We start from the raw sequence: 16,831 nt of genomic DNA on the forward strand, positions 1-16,831 counted from the left end.
ATACTACCTCCTAGTTAAACCATGATTCGCGCGCTTTCATAATGAGTTGACCTGCTTTCTCAGCACCCAAACCTTCAATATCTTCGATATCGTCAGTCGCCTGATCTGCTAAATCATCCACTGTTACCACACCACGAGCTGCTAGCGCTTGCGCGATCTCTACTGTCATGCCTTCCATTGCAACAAGTTCTTCACTTGGCGCTTGTATGTTCTCTTGCTGTTGTAATGCATCAGCAAGTGCAATTTCTTTCGCACGGCTTTGCAGTAGTTCAACCAGTTCCGCATCCAGTTCGATTTCATCAAACGTTTCCGCAGGGACATAAGCAATTTCTTCAAGCGAGGTGAAGCCCATTTCTACCAATGCCATCGCCAAATCTTCCGCGATATCCAGACGGGTAACAAACATGTCTAAATATTGTTGCGCTTCGTTTTGTTGACGGGCGTAGTATTCCTCTTCCAGCATCATGTCCAGCTTGTAGCCAGTCAATTCAGATGCCAGACGAACGTTCTGACCTTGTGAACCAATCGCACGTGCCAACTGATCGCTGGTTGCGAAAATGATGTCTGCAGTACGTGCATCTTCATCAATGACAATACTCGATACATCTGCTGGTTCCAATGCACTTGCGATATATTGCGCAGGATCATCCGACCAAACTACCACATCAATACGCTCGCCATTGAGCTCTTGCTGTACAGCCTGAATACGGGTACCACGCATACCAATACAAGCACCCACCGGGTCAATACGGTGGTCATTGGTTTTCACTGCAATTTTAGCACGAACGCCTGGTTGGCGAGCTGCCGCTTTAATTTCAATAATTTCTTCAGAAATCTCAGGGATTTCTTTCTTCATCAATGCAATCAGCATATCCGGTTTAGCACGTGACAGTTGTAACTGCGCACCACGACCTTCACGGTTGACATTGAACAGAATCGCATTCACGCGTTGCTTCGGACGAAGGATTTCTTTCGGAATCATTTCTTCACGAGCAAGATACGCTTCAGCATTGTCACCTAAGTCGATAATGAAGCCGTCTTTGGTTTGTTTTTTCACTTCACCGTAGATCAGCTCGCCGACTTTAGATTCGTAAGCATCGGCTACAAGTGCACGCTCTGCTTCACGGATCTTCTGTACGATCACTTGCTTGGCAATTTGCGCTGCAATACGACCGAAGTCAATCGATTCAACTTCAAGCTCACGAATGTCACCAATCGACCATTTTGCCGGATCGACATCAGAGATGGCATCCTGACAAGCTGGCATTTCATGGTCTTCGTCTGCAACCACTTCCCACTGACGGAAAGTACGATAGTCACCTGTTTTACGATCGATTTCCACACGTAAACGTGCTTCTTCCGAATGTGTTCCTTCGTAGAATTTTTTCTTTGTCGCAGCAACTAAAGCTTGCTCAAGCGCTTCAAAGATCGCTTCACGAGGTACACCTTTTTCGTTACTAACCGTTTCAACGACGGTCAGAATTTCACGTGCCATACGTCACCTATTCGTTAAATTTTTATTTATTCAATTAATCTTGAAAGACCAAATTTGCTTTATCGATATTGTGACTGTCGATCTCCAATACCTGTTGCTTTTCTACTTCAACCTGAATCATTTCATTTTCAAGATCGACAGCAACCAGTTTGGCCTGGAATTTACGACGGTTATCTACCGCACTGATCAAACGTAGTGCTACGGTATGACCGATATAGCCTGACATTTGTTCGAGCTGGAAGAATGGACGGTCCCAGCCTGGCGAAGATACTTCAAGTGAATATTCACCCGAGATCGGATCATGAACATCCAGCATTGCGCCCACTTGCTGCGTGACACGCACACAATCCTGAACGCCAATACCACGCCCCTGCTCTTCTTCACCATCTTCATTGATTGCTGGTGCAACGCTCTCATCGACTGGCTTGTCGATGTAGATACGTAATAACGAACATTTACCCTGTGGCAGGAATTCAATCCCCCAAAGGTTTACATTACAGGCTTCAACTGCTGGTGCAATCAAGTCCTGAAGTGCTTGAGTTTTATTTGATAGCTTCATTTACTCTCGTCATCTGGTGCGATTTTATGATCTATTTGACCACTACAAACGAATACAAACTATAGTAGTAGTGAAACATGGAGATTTGACCAAATAATGTCGACACTACACGATAGCCAATAAAAAAGGGCGTAAATCGCCCCAATTAATGCACAATTTAAGATTTTTTCAAATCCCACTGTGCAAAAAGGCCCACCTTGTTGTGAGCCTCTTTTTAGAAACTTGGTAGCGGGAGCTGGATTTGAACCAACGACCTTCGGGTTATGAGCCCGACGAGCTACCAGACTGCTCCATCCCGCATCAACGTGCAAAAATTATATACAAAAGATGAGAACTTTTCAATCAAAACCACATCATTCTGCATATTTGTGATCTGTCGCTGAAAAAATGGTAGCGGGAGCTGGATTTGAACCAACGACCTTCGGGTTATGAGCCCGACGAGCTACCAGACTGCTCCATCCCGCATCAGCGTACAAAAAACTTTCAGCTTAATATTCCAAGCTGCTTTTAAAGTTTGCATCTTTAAAAGATTGGTAGCGGGAGCTGGATTTGAACCAACGACCTTCGGGTTATGAGCCCGACGAGCTACCAGACTGCTCCATCCCGCAACAACATGCAAATTATATTTCTCAGCTTAATACTGGTTTAAGCTGCCTCTTGAAAGTTTGCGTCTTTAAAAAGGATTGATTGGTAGCGGGAGCTGGATTTGAACCAACGACCTTCGGGTTATGAGCCCGACGAGCTACCAGACTGCTCCATCCCGCATCAATAGAAGTTTTTCAGCTGCATACACCAACTTAAATTTCTGGATTATAAGTTGGTGCGGAAGGGGGGACTTGAACCCCCACGCCCGAAAGCACTACCACCTCAAGGTAGCGTGTCTACCAATTCCACCACCACCGCAGCTGTGACGCATTCTAGTCGCATCACTGAAAAAAAGAAAGGATTAATTAAAACTATTCGGTCGTTTCTGGTGCAGTTGGTGAAGTTTCATTCGATTGCACAGGTACGGTCGGCGCAGACTGAACAGATCCCAAACTATAGGCATTCGAGGTTTGTTGCTTGGCCAAAATCGCCAAAGTCAGACTGGTCACGAAGAACAGTGCAGTAAAAATCGCAGTTAAACGGGTCATGAAATTACCCGAACCTGAAGCTCCAAATACTGTCGCTGCACCACCGCCGCCGAAAGAGGCACCAGCATCTGCACCTTTACCATGCTGAACCAAAATCAAGACAATCATCAAAACAGCTAAGATAATATGTACTACCAGCACAAAAGTTTGCATGCTGAACTCCTAATTATTGTGTATTTGCAAATGCATGAGCAATTTTATGGAACGACTCAGCATTGAGTGATGCACCACCGACCAATGCCCCATTGATATCTGGGCAGGCTGCTAACTCTACTGCATTTTCCGGCTTGACACTACCACCATATAAAATCGCCATACTCTCGCCATAGCCCGTAATCTGGCTTAAACCTTGACGGATTTGTGCATGCATGGCCTGCGCATCTTCAGGAGAAGCTGTTTTACCTGTACCAATCGCCCAGATCGGCTCATAGGCAATCACGATATTTTTCCATTGTTCGGCTTCAACCACAGCAGCGATATCACAAATTTGTTGCAATACTACAGCTTCTGCCTGCCCTGCTTCACGTTGTTCCATGCTTTCACCGATACAATAAATTACCGTCAAACCAGCACTTAAAGCATTCTTGATTTTAGCATTTAAAATATCAGCATTTTCTGCAAATATTTCACGGCGTTCAGAATGACCCACCAGTACATACTGGATTTGACTGTCGGCCAGCAATTCAGCACTAACTTCACCGGTGTAAGCGCCCATTCCTGAAATACGTGAAACATCTTGTGCTACGGTATAAATTGGACGAACCGCAGATGATAGCTCTGCCTGAATCTGGCTTAAGGCAATTGCAATCGGTGCCACACCTAAATGACATTGATCTTCGGCAATTGGTGCAGTCTCCAGCAAATTCTTAATATCACGTACCAAGCTCAATGCCTCTGCCTGCACTGGATTCATTTTCCAGTTACCTATCACCCAAGGGGTAATCGTCGAAACCGACATAATTAACCTATTTCATTTACATATTTTGAATTGGGCACATTCTACACGGAATTGGAAAATTAAAAGAATAGTTTTCTTATCACTCATTCTCAGTTTAGACTATCCAAAATGGTTATTTTTTGTTATCACTTAAAAAAATGAGGACTTCTTCTAACCAGTTCATGCTTTTACTGGAGATGAGGAAGCGAGCAGCACTCTTGGCTATGGTATTTTTACGTAACAAACGTATAATTTTAATATAGCAATTAAAAGAATTTGATGAGTAGGCATTTATAGCATGACAGCATTACAGGGGTCGCCAAGATTTACCGGATTTATTCGTCGTTTGGTCGAGGAAGGCGTCATCTCGGCTGAAGATATGCGCAGTGCGTTGGCGCATGCCAAGCAAGAAAAAATCGATATCGTGGCTGAGTTAATTAACCAGCAGCAACTTTCCCCGACCGTCATTGCTGAAACGATTTCAGTTGAATTTGGCGAACCACTGTTTGATATCAGTGCCTATGATCCTGCCCAAATTTTGCGGGATGTGATTGATGAAAAGCTGATTACCAAGCATCGCATCCTGCCGATTTTTAAAAATTCCAGTATTTTATATGTTGCGATCAGTAACCCCACCAATATCGAAGCAATTGATGCAGTCCGTTTTTCCACCAAACTCAATATTGAAACGATTATTGTTGAACACAATAAACTTGAAAAACTGATCGAGCAGAATTTTACTGAAGAAAGCACGTTTGAGTTTGATGAAGACTTTGATCTGGATGTTGATGTTGAATCCACCGATCCGAATAAAGAAGATGATGAAAGCAATAAAGGTGATGAAGCACCAATTGTCAAATATATAAATAAGTTACTCATCGATGCGATTCGTATGGGTGCTTCGGATCTACACTTTGAACCTTATGAAAAAATCTATCGGGTACGGTACCGGGTTGATGGGGTGCTACGCCAGATTGCAACACCACCACTACAGCTGGCAAATCGCTTGTCTTCGCGTCTTAAAGTCATGTCGCAAATGGACATTTCTGAAAAACGGGTACCGCAAGATGGTCGTATTAAATTAAAACTTTCTAAAAATAAAGCCATTGATTTCCGTGTCAACTCTCTCCCTACCCTGTTTGGTGAGAAGCTGGTACTGCGGATTCTGGATCCCTCCAGCGCGATGTTGGGAATTGATGCACTAGGTTATGAACCGGAACAAAAAGACCTTTTTATGCAAGCGCTGGACAAACCGCAAGGCATGCTCCTGATCACTGGTCCAACAGGTTCCGGTAAAACCGTTTCACTTTATACCGGTTTGAATATCCTGAATCGTGAAGATACCAATATTTCCACAGCGGAAGATCCGGTCGAGATTAACTTGCAAGGGATTAATCAGGTCAACGTTAATAATAAAGTTGGCCTGACCTTCTCTGCCGCACTGAAGTCCTTCTTACGTCAAGACCCGGATATCGTCATGGTCGGTGAGATCCGGGATCTGGAAACTGCCGAGATTGCGATTAAAGCTGCGCAGACCGGTCATATGGTGATGTCGACGCTGCATACCAATAGTGCGCCTGAGACTTTGACCCGTTTACGCAATATGGGGGTGCCTTCTTTCAATATTGCCACTTCAGTCAACCTGGTCATTGCACAACGGTTGGCACGTCGTTTGTGTTCACAATGTAAAAAACCTGCCGATATTCCGAAACAAAGCTTACTGGAGATGGGTTTTACCGAAACCGACTTGCAGCAACCTGAGTTCCAAATTTATGAACCGGTGGGCTGCAATGAGTGTCGCGAAGGCTATAAAGGTCGTGTCGGTATTTATGAAGTTATGAAAGTAACGCCCGAAATTTCCAGAATTATTATGGAGGACGCTAATGCACTTGAAATTGCCGATGCTTCCGCACGTGCAGGTTTTAACAATTTACGCCGGTCAGGTTTAATCAAGGTGATGCAGGGGGTGACTTCTTTACAGGAAGTCAATCGTGTCACCAGCGAATGATCGGATGCTGATCTAAAATAAGGATAAAGGTATGGCAGCAGTAAAGAAAGGCCAGATGATGCCGATCTTCAGCTATGAAGGAATTGATCGTAAAGGGGCAAAGATCAAGGGAGAATTGCCAGCAAAAAATATGGCTTTGGCCAAGGTCACCCTTCGAAAACAAGGTATCAGCATCAAGACCATTCGGGAAAAGAAAAAAAATATCCTTGAAGGCTTGATGAAGAAAAAAGTCTCAACACTGGATATTACAATTTTTACCCGACAGTTGGCGACCATGATGAAAGCCGGGGTACCACTGGTACAAGGCTTTGAGATTGTCGCAGAAGGTCTGGAAAATCCATCCATGCGTGAAGTTGTATTGGGAATTAAAGGTGAAGTCGAGGGGGGTAACACTTTCGCTGGAGCACTGCGTAAATATCCACAGTATTTTGATAATTTATTTTGCTCTTTAGTTGAATCAGGCGAGCAGTCGGGTGCTCTTGAAACCATGCTTGATCGTGTTGCGATTTACAAAGAAAAAAGTGAATTGCTCAAGCAAAAAATCAAAAAGGCCATGAAATATCCAGCTACAGTTGTTGTGGTCGCTCTGATTGTTACCATTATCTTGATGGTCAAAGTGGTCCCGGTTTTCCAGGATTTATTCTCTTCATTTGGCGCCGACCTGCCCGCTTTTACCAAGATGGTGGTCAATATGTCGGACTGGATGCAAAAATATTGGTTCCTGCTGATTATTGCCATTGGAGCCATCATTACCGCTTTTCTTGAAGCCAAAAAACGTAGCAAGAAATTCCGCGATTTTCTGGATAAAGCAGCACTCAAAGCACCGATTTTTGGGGATTTGGTATATAAAGCGATTATTGCACGTTATAGCCGTACCCTTGCCACGACTTTCGCAGCAGGTGTACCTTTGATTGATGCACTGGAATCCACTGCCGGCGCTACCAATAACGTTGTATATGAAGATGCTGTGATGAAAATTCGTGAAGATGTCGCCACAGGTCAACAACTACAGTTTGCCATGCGCGTGACCAACAAATTCCCATCCATGGCAGTCCAAATGGTTGCAATTGGTGAAGAATCCGGTGCATTAGATGCCATGCTGGATAAAGTAGCAACACATTATGAAAACGAAGTTGATAATGCGGTTGACGGCTTAACTTCGATGATGGAACCGCTAATTATGGCCGTTCTCGGTGTGCTCGTTGGTGGTCTGGTGATTGCCATGTACCTTCCAATCTTCCAAATGGGTTCTGTGGTTTAATGCAAGATCTTATTCAATATTTTATTCAAAACCCAACGGCGCTGTATATCGCAGTTGGGCTTTTTAGTTTATGTATCGGCAGCTTTCTGAATGTGGTGATCTACCGCACTCCCAAGATGATGGAACAGGAATGGCGTACCGATTGCCAGATGTTTTTGCATCCGGAACAGCCGGTGATTGATGAAGCGAAATTAAGTTTAAGCAAACCCGCTTCGACTTGCCCTAAATGTCATCAGCCAATCCGCTGGTACCAGAATATTCCAGTTATCAGCTGGCTGGTCCTGCGTGGCAAGTGTGCGAACTGTCAGAATCCTATCAGCATCCGTTATCCTTTGGTTGAAATTCTGACGGCAGTTTGTGCACTACTTGTCGTAGCAGTATTTGGCCCGACAATGCAAATGCTGTTTGGACTGATCCTGACTTATGTGCTGATTGCCCTAACCTTTATTGATTTTGATACCCAGTTATTACCGGACCGTTATACCCTGCCCCTGGCTGCACTAGGTCTAGGCGTAAATAGTTATGCACTCTATACCTCCCCAAGCTCTGCCATCTGGGGCTACATCATTGGCTTTTTATGTTTATGGATAGTGTATTACCTGTTTAAAATCATCACCGGTAAAGAAGGTATGGGCTATGGCGATTTTAAACTGCTTGCGGCTTTGGGCGCCTGGATGGGTCCATTATTATTGCCTTTAATTGTGCTGCTGTCTTCTCTGGTAGGTGCGATTATTGGCATCATTCTGCTAAAAGTTCGCAAGGAAAATCAGCCTTTTGCTTTTGGTCCTTATATTGCGATTGCCGGCTGGATCGCTTTTCTTTGGGGTGAACAAATTATGAAAGTGTATTTAGGTCAGTAAATTGAAATTTGTACTCGGTTTAACCGGCGGGATTGGCAGTGGCAAGTCTGCTGCCAGTCAGTGGTTTGAAGCACAAGGGATCACGGTAGTCGATGCCGATGTGGTAGCGCGTGAAGTGGTCGAAATTGGGCAGCCTGCACTTACCCAGATTCAGCAGGCTTTTGGCGATTGGGTACTGCTTGCCGATGGCTCACTGAATCGTCGTGCCCTGCGTGAATATATCTTCCAGTCTCCTGAAGCACGTAAAACCCTGGAAAATATTACTCATCCAGCAATTCGCACTTCGATTATTCAGCAGCTAGATGCTGCGCAAAGTTCCTATGCCATTCTGGTTTCACCGCTCCTGTTTGAGACCAATCAACATGAGCTCACTCAGCATCGCTTACTGATTGATGCCACGATCGAATTGCAAATTGAACGTGCCTCACAACGTGATGGTCAAAATATTGAGCAAATCCGAAACATTATTGCCGCACAAATGTCACGTGAACAGAAACAGGCCATGGCTGATGATATTGTGCTGAATGATGGTCATCTGGATCATCTTTATGCCCATCTCCGCCCATTGCATCAAAAATATTTAAACATGGCAGCCAGCTGAAGCATAAAAAAAGCAGTCTGATTAAGACTGCTTTTTTTGTTCTGCTAATTTTCGGCTCAGACTGTCCTGATGCTGTAACCAGCGCCACGGCTGTAAGGCCCCGACTGCCATACCCATCAGGCCACACACCATAGCCAGACTTAAAGTTTCATTTAATAAAGGTACAGCCAGAATTGCCGCAATAAAAGGTGCAAGATTGGTAATACTGCCTGCCTTAAATGCACCAAGACGCTTGATGGCTTCTACATAGCTTAAAGTAGCAATAATCACCACAAATATGCCGTGAAAAATGGTCTGAAACAGTAAATGCTTGGGTTCAGGCACACTCAAATTTTTCGGTAAAAATAGCAGATAAATCGGCACATATATCACTGCCGACCAGATCGCGACACCACACATTGCCTGCCATGCAGTTAGCTGATATTTACGCAATAAAACAGTAAAAATCGCCCAAAGTATGGCACTGATAAAAAACAGCCCGTCCCCTGCCCCAAAGGCTACACCAGTTTCCCGATACATCAGCATACTCATGAGACATAGTACGACGATCATAATGATCAGGCTGGCCCAGGTATGTTTATCAAAAGCCTGCCCCATCAGAAAAAAAGCCATGATCGCGGTACAGATCGGAATACAGCCATTCAAGAAAATTGCAGCATGGGCGGTAGGCGCGTAGTGAAAAGCACTATAGGCAAACAGGCAATAAATCACTCCGCCAATCATCGCTAAAATAAAAGGCTCTTTTTTCAGTAAAAAAGCGGCCTCTTTACGATAAAGCAAGATCGGCATCAGAATCAGGAAGGCCAGAGAAAAACGCAAGGCCACGATATCCCAGGCACTGATCTGCCAAAGCGCATTCAGGCGGGCCGTTAAGGTAAAACCGCCCCAGATGCACATGGTAACAACTAAAAAAACATAGCCTTGCGTACGGTCTGACAATGCCATCATCAATTAAAGATTACGTTGACGGCAAGCTTCATACAGTGCCATACCTGTAGCCACACTGACATTCAGACTTTGCAGATTACCTGCCATCGGAATATACACGGTCTGATCACATTGGCTCTGTGTAATTGGACGTAGGCCAGTATCTTCCGCACCCATCACCACACAAACCCCGGTACCGGTAAAATCAAAATTCTGAATCGGCAGCGCTTTTTCATCCAGCATGGTACCAACCACACGAACATTAAAATCTTCTTTGATTTGACCCAAAGTACGCGCCAGATTGGTCACCTGAATGAATTTGACTTTGTCCGCACCACCAGCAGCCACTTTACGTGCTGTCGGGGTTAAAGTTGCAGAACGATCACGTGGCGCAATCACTGCCTCAACGCCCATTGCAGCGGCTGTACGGATACAGGCACCGAGATTGTGCGGATCGGTAATATGATCAAGAGCCAATAACAATGCTTGAGGATTCGCACTCAACAATGATTCAAGATCTTTTTCATTCAGGGTTGGATGAGCACGTACCGCAGCGACCACGCCTTGGTGAAACGGTTGCCCGGCCAGTTTCTCCAGTTTGTCACGGCTGGCTTGCTGCACACTGATCCCAAACGGTTCAGCCAGTTCCAGTACACGCTTTAAACGCTGATCATCGCGTCCTTTGAGAGTGAATAATGTCAAGACACGTTCAGGCTCAAGCTCTAACAATGACTCCACTGAATGTACGCCATAAAAATATTCAGGTTTTGCCATGAACGACCTCTAGATTAGTTATATACAAAAGAAAAATCCCGTAAAGCTGACTTCACAGGATTTCTATAGCTGATTAGTTTAACCGATTCGCACTGAAATTTCTTGCCCGGTTTGCACTGATCTTGAATCTGGACTTAACCTTCAAAATGGCAGACATAGTCCAGCACATCATCGGTTTCGATTTTAAAACGGCTATTGCCCGGTACATAGAAAGACTGACCGGCACGGAACAGCTCACTTTCTTCGCTATCACCAATCTGAACACGGCATTCACCTGAAACAATTTCCATGCGCTCAGGAACATGTGTTTCAAAGGTCAAGGCATTTTCTGAGGGCAGAATGACACCCAACGTTTTCTTGGTCCCGTCTTCAAATTGTACAATGTGACTAATACACAACCCGCCGAAATATACATTAGATTTTTTAAGTACCGATACATGATCAAACTGAGCTGACATGCGATTTCTCCAGATAAAGCATTTTGTAATATTTTGATTGCTGTAGTTTAAATGTGCACCCTCAACTAATCAATCGAAGTTTGTCGGCGTCGATAAAATATTCTGTATCGCCTAAACCTCTGCTATTTTCAGCATGTTTTGGCCTGTATTTTGCTGACATATAAGCTTAAGTTTCAATTTGCACGTGCTCTTGTGAAACAGGCTCAATTGAGTCATTAATTTAAAGATTAGGGATGTCAAAAATATGAAAATCAGCAGTGAATTAACATACTTCTGAGTCAGCTTCTTGCGAAAATACAGTGAAATAAGCATATATAAATCGCTAAAATTTAAGATAGAATGAAATTGATTCGTCCTGATTTATAATAATCACAGCCATGTTGTGACACCAATCCAACATCAGGCTATTTCAATCAAACTTTTCGCAGCCCGGATGCGTTTATGCTGACACATTTAACTCTGATCAATTTTGCTTTAGCTGAACACCTTGCTATTGATATTGATAAAGGTTTTAACGTTTTAACCGGTGAAACCGGTGCAGGTAAATCCCTGTTACTGGATGCATTGTCTGCCTGTTTGGGTGAGCGAACCGATACCAATTATGTGCGTTATGGTTCAGAAAAAGCCGATGTCACTGCCAGTTTCAGCTATCAGGAACACAGTCCTGAAGCCGCCTGGTTAAAAGAACATGAACTGGATGATGAGTCAGGTGAAATTCATTTACGTAGGGTGATCTTTGCCACCGGCCGTAGCAAGGCCTGGATCAATGGACGTCCGAGCAGCCTGTCTGAACTGAAAGAAATTGGGCGTTTACTGGTACAACTTTATAGTCAGCATAGTCAGCAACAATTATTAGAACCGCCTTATCCGAAGCACTGGCTGGATCGTTATTATCATTTTTATGCACCGGCCCAAGCAGTACGTGATGCGTATAGCACTTGGCAAAAAAATATCCGCCAGCATCAAGCAGCTTTAGACGCACAAGCGACACGCAAGCAGCGTCTGGAAACCCTGGAACTACAACTCGAAGAACTGGAAGAAATTGTTCAGACGGATTATCCGGAAATTGAGCAGGAATTTGATCGGCTCTCGCATCATGAAGCCATTATGCAGGACTGTGTCTATAGCCTGAATGTGCTGGATGAAGCTGAACAGAATATCACTCAGGAACTGGCATCAATTATGCGTCGGGTTGAGTCGCATGCCGGACGCAGTGAGCAGCTCTCCGGGATTTATACTTCCCTGCTGAATGCACAAAGCGAACTTGAAGATGCAGCAGCGAATTTACGCCAGTTCATGGATCGGCAGAGTTTTGATCCAGAACGCATGGAAGTGCTGAATTCAACTTTGGAAATCTTCCATCGTCTGGCACGTAAGTATCGGACCCAGCCAGAGTTGCTCAAAGAAGAATATGAAGCCTGGCAAAGTGAATTGGAACAGTTACATCAACTGGAAGATCCGGAAACACTCGCTGAGCAGGTAGCAGTGTCTTATCAGGAGTTTCTGGATAAGGCCCAACATCTGGATCAGATTCGCCGTGAAGCCGCAGCACCGTTGGCCAAACAGCTCACTGAGCAGGTTAAACAACTGGCATTGCCTGAAGCACATTTTGAGTTTAAGTTTGAGCCTTTGGAACATCCATCTAGTGAAGGTCTCAGCTTTATTCAATTGCTGTTTACTGCCAATAAAGGCATTCCGGCACAGCCTTTGGCCCGGGTTGCATCAGGCGGTGAACTCTCGCGTATTGCGCTAGTGATGCAAGTCATGAATGCGGAAAAAACCGAAGCCGAAGTATTGGTCTTTGATGAAATTGATGTCGGGATTAGTGGTGGTACCGCAGAGATTGTCGGGCGTTTACTGGCCGATCTGGCCCAGCATGTACAGATTCTGTGTATTACCCATCAGGCACAAGTGGCAGCACAATCTGATCAGCATCTACTGGTAAAAAAACAGCAGACTGATCCTGCCAGCAGCACAATCATTGACCTTGAGGAAAATGAAATTATTCAGGAGCTTGCAAGAATGACAGGCGGTGTAGAGATTAGTGAAACCACCTTGCAACATGCCCGCCAGTTACGTCAGCTGAAATTTCAGCAGGCTTGAGCTACTTGTAAAGCGACACATAAAAAATCCCTGCATTTAGGTCAGAGATTTTTTATGTGTTAAAAATCATTCGAACTAATATTAACTTACCATTTTACAGGTTGATCGCTTGAACCTGGCGTCATTTCATAGCCCGGTGATGAATCATAAGATTGACCAGTCTGAGACTGTACAGGCTGTAATTTTAAGCCCTGTAAAATTTCCGGGTTTAAGCCCTGAGCAATTTTATCCGCCGTACTGTCATTTAAACTATTGGTCAGAATATTCTGTGTCATTAAATTAGACAGAGTTCGATTGAAAGTGCCCGCTGCTACCACTTTACTGGTATTGGCTTCAATGACACGCCAGCTTAAACGCACTTGTTCAGCGCCGGCATTCAAACCATACATTTGCTGATGGCTGGCACTAGACAGATCATTAATTCGTCCCACCAGTAAATAGTCTGCTCCAACTTTCTGACCGATACGCGCCAGCTCATGCGGTGCACCATCCCAATACAGGAATGCATTTTCAGACTGCATTTCATCCAGATAATGACGATCTACCACACTCAACTGTCCGCTTTGAGCCAGATAATTTCCTAAAGTATCGGATAATTCCTGACTAAACTCATAGGCAGATGTGTCATTGGCCAGTCGGTTATTTTTCTCGGCCATCTGGAATGGCAATACTGCAATCCTGCGCAAATGCTGGTCTTGTACAGTCGATTCAAACTTCACCACATGTGCGCGAACTTTGGCACGGTAATTATTTTTTGCACCCGTCACACTCAGCACCTGAAACTTGGTCACTGAACCTGAACCTTGATTTGCCACACTAAAAACTGGTGAAACTTTACCGTTATAACTCCAGCCCTGATTATTCACCGATACAGAAACAGTCTCTTCATAATTTATTTGGGAAGAAACTGAAGCACCATTTACCGATTGCACAGCAATTAATAAGGCTTCAGAAATCGCCTGGTGTTGAGTTGGACCACTTCCACTGGCTTCTTTAACCACTTCTTTAATGGCTGCAAAGGCCGGAGCGCTCAACAATCCAGACAACAGGCCTGCAAGTAATATTTTTTTCATATTATATTCTTCTACAGTCACTGTGCCAAAAGCACAGTGACCTTCATTGAAATTACAGACCAAAAGTCGAGCGTTTGCCTGCCTTACGGATTTCTTTCTCGCCAGTCCACTCTACGATACCAGTTTGCAGGTTTTGCAATTTAAAAGTGAACTTGTAATACACATCACTCTTGCCACCGGCATTCTTCACAATACTCGACAAGTTGCCATTTAGCATAAATTCGGCACCAATATGACCACCGGCACGTACTGCTGTTGACTGGTTCACCATACCGCTTTGCTTTTGATAAGCTAGCTGCTGTGCCACCGCATTCACCGATTTCATATCAACAAAACGAAATTTTCCAGAATTGATTAGTTTGTTCTGAATACTGTCAGTAATCGATTCGGTATCGATATGTTCCTGGGTTTTGTTATGAATCCGATCAAGGACAATGACCGGACGGCGGTTTTGGGTCATTTGCACCACTGGCGGGAACATCAACATGTCATCCACCATTTTGGCTGCAATCATTTGCAAGTCAGTTGAACCAAAGTCTGTGGTTAAGGTTTCGACTGCTTGGGCATCACCATAACTTACTGAACCAGTAGAGGCACAGCCACTAAGCAGTGTCGTAGTTGCCAATGCGGCGAAAATCAATTTTGCGTTCATTTCAAGTCTCTCTTATTTTTTCAAATACACAACAACATCAACAGCAGATGGATTTGGCGCCAAGGACTGCACACCTTTGGTTTCACGTCCGGTTAACTGGATCGGCTTCCAGATGGCACCTTCAGGATTAACTTCCACACCTTGTGCATCCACCCAAACAATCTTGTAGCTAAAATCTTTATTGTTAAAACGGCGGTTTTTGATCGCGATTGAAGCACGCTTTAAATCACCAACCAAGCTCATATTCACACGTTCCACAAAGACTTCCGTAGTTAATACCGGATTATTGGTAATGGTGCGGATACTCATTTCATTATTGGCATTGGTTTGGGTAGATAAGGCATTCGGTGCGGTACAACCCACCATGAACAGCGCCCCTAAACCAAGTACAGCAAAGCTAAATTGACGTTTCATATTGTTCCCTTATTTATGATTAATGTGGAATGGTGCTTACACTAGCCGTAATTTTGTCATTAACATGATGGGCATAGACAAACACTGTTTGATTGGCTTTCACATCTAGGGTGACCGGAGAGCTAGATACACTCCCGCTAGAAAGTTGTAAATTATGTTTGCCCGGCGTTAAATTTAAGCGCGCAATCTGGGCATTACTCGGCAAGGTACTCCAGCCACGCAAGTCAGCACGCTCAGTCGCCATATTTAAGACGTTACCGGCAAGTTGACCAAACACACCAAACTGGTTACCAAGTTCTTTTTGTGCGGCATATTTTGCAGTGGCGCGCAGCACCTGACTGCTCACATTCGCCATAATTTTTTCTTTGAGGTCCTTGACGGCCAAAGCACCAATATCACTAATCACATAACTGTCTTGTAAAGCTTTATTATTGACTTTCACTTTCAGGCTAGTTGGTATCACATAGGTACTTGGTTCATAGGTCGCAAAAGCAATATTGATTAAACCGCCCGGTGTAGGGACATCAATTTTATTTTCCACCTTTTGCGGTACAATTCCCTGTTCGATAAATACAATCACCGGAACACTACCCTTCTTATGCTGTGTGACCAGTTGATCCAGACGTTTCACGTCTTCGGAAATTTGCTTATCTGGTTGTAACTCATAAGCTTTCTTATAATCAACCAAGGCATCATTGTATTCACCCAAGGTTTCCCATAAATTGGCTGCCATATAAAAAGCGTAGGCATTCTGATAGCTGTTCTTAATCTTGCCGGCTATGGGGTCCAGACCGACAAAAGCTTCATCCAGCACACTTAGATTCTTCTCTGCTTCCGTGTTTTTAGCTACTTTGTCTTTTTTCTTTTCTAGTTCTTTTTGGTGCAACAATTCGATTTCACGCTGAAGGCCCTGAGCCACGCGCATTTCTACCGCAGCAGCTTCCAGATCCTTTAAGAAAATATAGTTTTTAGCTTGGGAAATATGCGCCAGCACCTGCTCATGTGCTGGTACCAGATAAGGCACTACAGAGTCATTGCTGACCATGGCAAGAGCCTTAAACCCCATTCGGGACACACTAATTTTGGCCCGATTTTTTTGTTTTTCTAACAGCGTAAAGGCTTGCTTATAATAATCTCGGCTTTCTTCATATTGATGGTTAACTTGTAATAAGCGGGCTTGTTCAAGTAAATATAAAACTCCATCCTTTGAATCAGCTTTGTCCTTAAACTGAGTAATGAGGTTTTCAGATAAAGCGCTATTCAAATGACTACGGAAAAAACTACCTTCTTCATTATAACTACTAAATACTGCTGCCTGTGAAGTGACCGACACAGAAAATAGCGCAGAAATTAAAGTCCCTTTTAAAATATGATGCATAACAACCCCATTAAAAAAATAAATTAAAGATGAAAATTTCTGCATTCTACGAACAAAGCAATATGGTTTCAATATGTATATTTTGTATAATAATTGAAATATTCTGTACAATAGATCTCTTGCGAAAGTAAAAAATTGTTTATACTAGCCCCATGAAATATGAAAATTTAACTCGATTTAATGATGGGGAATTTAAAC

Annotated in this window: 16 protein-coding genes and 5 tRNA genes; 5 read left to right on the plus strand and 16 right to left on the minus strand. The window is 43.8% G+C overall.

Annotation, left to right across the window (positions count from 1 at the left end):
- Positions 1-10 precede the first annotated feature (10 nt).
- From nusA to tpiA, 9 genes are all read right to left on the minus strand, one after another.
- Positions 11-1,495, minus strand: a complete 1,485-nt coding sequence (gene nusA / locus NI464_RS10225) for a transcription termination factor NusA (RefSeq protein ID WP_004281105.1) — start codon at positions 1,493-1,495, stop codon at positions 11-13.
- 34 nt (positions 1,496-1,529) lie between these two features.
- The gene (gene rimP / locus NI464_RS10230; RefSeq protein WP_004281103.1) at positions 1,530-2,054 is read right to left on the minus strand and encodes a ribosome maturation factor RimP; all 525 of its coding nucleotides are present in this window, start codon (positions 2,052-2,054) and stop codon (positions 1,530-1,532) included.
- A gap of 223 nt (positions 2,055-2,277) precedes the next feature.
- A tRNA-Met gene (locus NI464_RS10235) sits at positions 2,278-2,354 on the minus strand.
- A gap of 88 nt (positions 2,355-2,442) precedes the next feature.
- Positions 2,443-2,519: transfer RNA gene (locus tag NI464_RS10240), tRNA-Met, on the minus strand.
- Between the two features lie 66 nt (positions 2,520-2,585).
- Positions 2,586-2,662, minus strand: a tRNA-Met gene (locus tag NI464_RS10245).
- An 80-nt stretch (positions 2,663-2,742) separates the two neighbouring features.
- A tRNA-Met gene (locus NI464_RS10250) sits at positions 2,743-2,819 on the minus strand.
- Positions 2,820-2,872: 53 nt separating this feature from the next.
- A tRNA-Leu gene (locus tag NI464_RS10255) sits at positions 2,873-2,957 on the minus strand.
- A 53-nt stretch (positions 2,958-3,010) separates the two neighbouring features.
- The gene (secG, locus tag NI464_RS10260) at positions 3,011-3,340 is read right to left on the minus strand and encodes a preprotein translocase subunit SecG (RefSeq protein ID WP_005248398.1); all 330 of its coding nucleotides are present in this window, start codon (positions 3,338-3,340) and stop codon (positions 3,011-3,013) included.
- 13 nt (positions 3,341-3,353) lie between these two features.
- Positions 3,354-4,145, minus strand: coding sequence for a triose-phosphate isomerase (tpiA, locus tag NI464_RS10265; RefSeq protein ID WP_253138308.1), 792 nt, complete (start codon positions 4,143-4,145; stop codon positions 3,354-3,356).
- Positions 4,146-4,422: 277 nt separating this feature from the next.
- Between tpiA and pilB the strand changes: the two genes are divergently transcribed.
- Genes pilB through coaE form a run of 4 tightly spaced genes read left to right on the plus strand, consistent with a single transcriptional unit; the run spans position 4,423 to position 8,854 of the window.
- Positions 4,423-6,132 (plus strand): type IV-A pilus assembly ATPase PilB, encoded by a 1,710-nt coding sequence (pilB, locus tag NI464_RS10270; protein ID WP_253138310.1) that lies wholly within the window; start codon positions 4,423-4,425, stop codon positions 6,130-6,132.
- Between the two features lie 31 nt (positions 6,133-6,163).
- Positions 6,164-7,393, plus strand: a complete 1,230-nt coding sequence (locus NI464_RS10275) for a type II secretion system F family protein (protein WP_005108483.1) — start codon at positions 6,164-6,166, stop codon at positions 7,391-7,393.
- A complete protein-coding gene (locus tag NI464_RS15885; protein WP_213686754.1) occupies positions 7,393-8,253 on the plus strand; it encodes a prepilin peptidase in 861 nt (286 codons plus the stop codon). The genes NI464_RS10275 and NI464_RS15885 overlap by 1 nt, the downstream gene beginning before the upstream one ends.
- 1 nt (position 8,254) lies before the next feature.
- Entirely contained in the window at positions 8,255-8,854 is a 600-nt protein-coding gene (coaE, locus tag NI464_RS10290; RefSeq protein ID WP_213686753.1) for a dephospho-CoA kinase, read from the plus strand.
- A gap of 21 nt (positions 8,855-8,875) precedes the next feature.
- On the opposite strand, the gene NI464_RS10295 is transcribed toward coaE, so the two are convergent.
- The 3 genes from NI464_RS10295 to ppnP all read right to left on the minus strand — a co-directional run bounded on the left by NI464_RS10295 (position 8,876) and on the right by ppnP (position 11,013).
- Positions 8,876-9,799: a DMT family transporter gene (locus NI464_RS10295; protein WP_004644926.1), complete on the minus strand. Its 924-nt coding sequence runs from the start codon at positions 9,797-9,799 to the stop codon at positions 8,876-8,878.
- Positions 9,800-9,805: 6 nt separating this feature from the next.
- Positions 9,806-10,555: a 23S rRNA (guanosine(2251)-2'-O)-methyltransferase RlmB gene (rlmB, locus tag NI464_RS10300; RefSeq protein WP_005101440.1), complete on the minus strand. Its 750-nt coding sequence runs from the start codon at positions 10,553-10,555 to the stop codon at positions 9,806-9,808.
- 134 nt (positions 10,556-10,689) lie between these two features.
- Positions 10,690-11,013 carry a pyrimidine/purine nucleoside phosphorylase gene (ppnP, locus tag NI464_RS10305; RefSeq protein WP_004281089.1) on the minus strand — a complete coding sequence of 108 codons (324 nt, stop codon included), beginning with the start codon at positions 11,011-11,013 and terminating at the stop codon, positions 10,690-10,692.
- Positions 11,014-11,454: 441 nt separating this feature from the next.
- On the opposite strand from ppnP, the gene recN reads away from it, so the two are divergent.
- A complete protein-coding gene (gene recN / locus NI464_RS10310) occupies positions 11,455-13,116 on the plus strand; it encodes a DNA repair protein RecN (protein WP_243474087.1) in 1,662 nt (553 codons plus the stop codon).
- Positions 13,117-13,202: 86 nt separating this feature from the next.
- Here recN and NI464_RS10315 read toward each other — a convergent pair whose 3' ends face one another.
- The 4 genes from NI464_RS10315 to NI464_RS10330 are packed head-to-tail and all read right to left on the minus strand — an operon-like array spanning position 13,203 to position 16,633.
- Positions 13,203-14,189, minus strand: coding sequence for a CsgG/HfaB family protein (locus NI464_RS10315; RefSeq protein WP_253138312.1), 987 nt, complete (start codon positions 14,187-14,189; stop codon positions 13,203-13,205).
- Between the two features lie 52 nt (positions 14,190-14,241).
- Entirely contained in the window at positions 14,242-14,841 is a 600-nt protein-coding gene (gene lpoB, locus NI464_RS10320) for a penicillin-binding protein activator LpoB (RefSeq protein ID WP_005108476.1), read from the minus strand.
- A gap of 12 nt (positions 14,842-14,853) precedes the next feature.
- On the minus strand, positions 14,854-15,255 hold the full coding sequence (locus tag NI464_RS10325; protein ID WP_005248406.1) for a YcfL family putative periplasmic lipoprotein: 402 nt from the start codon (positions 15,253-15,255) through the stop codon (positions 14,854-14,856).
- Between the two features lie 19 nt (positions 15,256-15,274).
- The gene (locus NI464_RS10330; RefSeq protein WP_034438391.1) at positions 15,275-16,633 is read right to left on the minus strand and encodes a COG3014 family protein; all 1,359 of its coding nucleotides are present in this window, start codon (positions 16,631-16,633) and stop codon (positions 15,275-15,277) included.
- Positions 16,634-16,831: the final 198 nt, after the last annotated feature.

Origin of the sequence: Acinetobacter lwoffii (genome assembly GCF_024129685.1) — a bacterium.
GTDB lineage: Bacteria > Pseudomonadota > Gammaproteobacteria > Pseudomonadales > Moraxellaceae > Acinetobacter > Acinetobacter lwoffii_X.

What these genes read in the sequence shown, in the direction of transcription:
- tpiA (WP_253138308.1), bottom strand. Translation starts at nt 4,145, where the DNA reads ATGTCGGTTTCGACGATTACCCCTTGGGTGATAGGTAACTGGAAAATG.
- NI464_RS10315 (WP_253138312.1), bottom strand. Translation starts at nt 14,189, where the DNA reads ATGAAAAAAATATTACTTGCAGGCCTGTTGTCTGGATTGTTGAGCGCT.
- recN (WP_243474087.1), top strand. Translation starts at nt 11,455, where the DNA reads ATGCTGACACATTTAACTCTGATCAATTTTGCTTTAGCTGAACACCTT.
- nusA (WP_004281105.1), bottom strand. Translation starts at nt 1,495, where the DNA reads ATGGCACGTGAAATTCTGACCGTCGTTGAAACGGTTAGTAACGAAAAA.
- NI464_RS10275 (WP_005108483.1), top strand. Translation starts at nt 6,164, where the DNA reads ATGGCAGCAGTAAAGAAAGGCCAGATGATGCCGATCTTCAGCTATGAA.
- pilB (WP_253138310.1), top strand. Translation starts at nt 4,423, where the DNA reads ATGACAGCATTACAGGGGTCGCCAAGATTTACCGGATTTATTCGTCGT.
- ppnP (WP_004281089.1), bottom strand. Translation starts at nt 11,013, where the DNA reads ATGTCAGCTCAGTTTGATCATGTATCGGTACTTAAAAAATCTAATGTA.
- secG (WP_005248398.1), bottom strand. Translation starts at nt 3,340, where the DNA reads ATGCAAACTTTTGTGCTGGTAGTACATATTATCTTAGCTGTTTTGATG.
- NI464_RS10330 (WP_034438391.1), bottom strand. Translation starts at nt 16,633, where the DNA reads ATGCATCATATTTTAAAAGGGACTTTAATTTCTGCGCTATTTTCTGTG.
- lpoB (WP_005108476.1), bottom strand. Translation starts at nt 14,841, where the DNA reads ATGAACGCAAAATTGATTTTCGCCGCATTGGCAACTACGACACTGCTT.
- rimP (WP_004281103.1), bottom strand. Translation starts at nt 2,054, where the DNA reads ATGAAGCTATCAAATAAAACTCAAGCACTTCAGGACTTGATTGCACCA.
- NI464_RS10325 (WP_005248406.1), bottom strand. Translation starts at nt 15,255, where the DNA reads ATGAAACGTCAATTTAGCTTTGCTGTACTTGGTTTAGGGGCGCTGTTC.
- NI464_RS15885 (WP_213686754.1), top strand. Translation starts at nt 7,393, where the DNA reads ATGCAAGATCTTATTCAATATTTTATTCAAAACCCAACGGCGCTGTAT.
- NI464_RS10295 (WP_004644926.1), bottom strand. Translation starts at nt 9,799, where the DNA reads ATGGCATTGTCAGACCGTACGCAAGGCTATGTTTTTTTAGTTGTTACC.
- rlmB (WP_005101440.1), bottom strand. Translation starts at nt 10,555, where the DNA reads ATGGCAAAACCTGAATATTTTTATGGCGTACATTCAGTGGAGTCATTG.